Source organism: Paenibacillus sp. EPM92 (genome assembly GCF_016586185.1).
In the GTDB taxonomy this organism is placed as follows: Bacteria; Bacillota; Bacilli; order Paenibacillales; family NBRC-103111; genus Paenibacillus_G; species Paenibacillus_G validus.
The window spans coordinates 1-2014 of sequence record NZ_BCPS01000055.1; the positions used below are offsets into that span (position 1 = coordinate 1).

The window sequence follows — 2014 nt, forward strand, 5'->3', positions numbered from 1 at the left end:
ATTTTTACAGTATTATGGGGCTTCCCTTGAACCTTCTTTATCAGATGTTGTTAATGTTTGGAATCAGCTTATTTAATCAATCATTGTTGAGTTGAATATTTTTCGTTTCTTTCGAAGGCGCCTATAATTGGCGCCTTATTTGTTGTTTCCTTATATGCTCAACCCAATGTTCCTTGATTAGGTCTTTTGTCCAAAACATAAATTAAAAAGAAGCATAAATTATTCCAAGACTTATACCATAGTAGAGGTGGGATTATTGACGAAAAAGCATAGATTAAAGTGTAAATTTTTTAAACCTACAAAGCGTAGAAAGAGAAGAGGCAGAAAAAAAGTAATATACAAAATTAATTGTGTAATAAAACGTTTAAATATTATTTGCCCAAAACAACCTTTTATTGGTGTTAAACCAAAAGTAAGAAGATATTTTTTTGTTGCACCCCATGACATTAATTTATCAGGAGAAAAAATAGTTTTGTTTCCCAATCAGTTTGTTGATGATAAAGGCGAAACCGTTGCCAAGTTTATTGACTTTGGTCAAGAAGGTTACTTCAATTTGTACGTTAACGGAGCATTGCAAGAGGGTAAGTTATATCACGTAAATTCCGATGCGTTAACTATTATTTCGACAGGGCAAACGATTTACAAAGAAACCCCCATTATACTTGAATCAATCGGATTTATCATAGCGAGAAAAAAATAGGTATATTCACTTGAAGATTAGCCCTGACGTTCATCTTCATTCAGAATATGATTTTACTGTATTACATTTTATGAGGAGGTTTGTTATCATGGCACTACAACTTATGAAGTTGCTTGTTACGGCAACAACGACAGTTGAAACGGTTCCATCGCCACAAAAGTTTTTCTATGTAACAACTGGTGAAACCGCGGCGGGTGCAACATTGACGATTGATACTGCCAATTTTTTCGATGATACCGGGGCAGCAGCAACTAATCTTCCCGCATTGGCGACAAACAATAGTATGTATAATGTTTATATTAACGGTGTATTGCAAATGCAGGGGATTTCAACCTATACTCCCGGAGCCACTACAGTAGGTTCACTGGTGATTAATGTACCCGCAGGAGGAGAACCTATTTTGGCGAATTCGCCGATTGCATTAGAAGTAATAAATTATGTTCCAACTTCTACGACCACGGTAAACACGTGATCTAATTAACAGATGGGAAAAAAAGATAGTGAAGTGCGGAAAGTCCGGAGTCATTCCCGGACTTTTGTGCGTTTGGCAGCGCATCATGCTAACTGGTGGGATGAATTGGATGACGGAGTCGGGTAACCTTGTAAGAGAAGGGAAAGTCGAATGCCATCGATGGCTCCGAAGGTAGGAAGGCTTCGGGAGAAAACTGAGACGTGACACAGTGGATGTCGTTTCCATCATACAATACGTGAGCTGTTGTACAAATCCGTCATGGATAATGTACAATAATTAAAATGGTTAAAGTGGGGAAACTTGCAGGGAAAGTCGCATTGGTGTTTGAATGATCTCAATAGTTGTCCACGCAGTCTCCGACACCAAAGCCGGGGGCTATGACACCACAATGCACCTTGGAGACATTGGTCAGTATCGTATCATATCTGAGTCGCCAGACGGTCGACCGGAAATAATTGTTGGTCACACCGTCAGTAAGGTAACTTTTAGACCGATGAGCGATGAAGAGATTTGGGCGTATGTAAAAACTGGTGATCCTTTAGATAAGGCGGGCGCGTACGGTGTACAGGGGATTGGCTCGGTATTTATTGAAAAAATCGAAGGAGATTTTTACAGTATTATGGGGCTTCCCTTGAACCTTCTTTATTAGATGTTGTTAATGTTTGGAATCAGCTTATTTAATCAATCATTGTTGAGTTGAATATTTTTCGTTTCTTTCGAAGGCGCCTATAATTGGCGCCTTATTTGTTGTTTCCTTATATGCTCAACCCAATGTTCCTTGATTAGGTCTTTTGTCCAAAACATAAATTAAAAAGAAGCATAAATTATTCCAAGACTTATGC

General features: G+C 38.4%; 3 protein-coding genes. All 3 read left to right on the forward strand.

Annotation, left to right across the window (positions count from 1 at the left end; genetic code table 11):
* Window positions 1-256: 256 nt before the first annotated feature.
* The 3 genes from JMF85_RS10880 (at window position 257) to JMF85_RS28365 (ending at window position 1821) form a co-directional block, all read left to right on the forward strand.
* The gene (locus JMF85_RS10880; RefSeq protein WP_201318178.1) at window positions 257-700 is read left to right on the forward strand and encodes a DUF4183 domain-containing protein; all 444 of its coding nucleotides are present in this window, start codon (window positions 257-259) and stop codon (window positions 698-700) included.
* Between the two features lie 88 nt (window positions 701-788).
* Window positions 789-1172 carry a DUF4183 domain-containing protein gene (locus tag JMF85_RS10885; protein ID WP_201318179.1) on the forward strand — a complete coding sequence of 128 codons (384 nt, stop codon included), beginning with the start codon at window positions 789-791 and terminating at the stop codon, window positions 1170-1172.
* 388 nt (window positions 1173-1560) lie between these two features.
* Window positions 1561-1821, forward strand: coding sequence for a Maf family protein (locus JMF85_RS28365; protein ID WP_269103255.1), 261 nt, complete (start codon window positions 1561-1563; stop codon window positions 1819-1821).
* The last annotated feature ends 193 nt before the right edge of the window (window positions 1822-2014 follow it).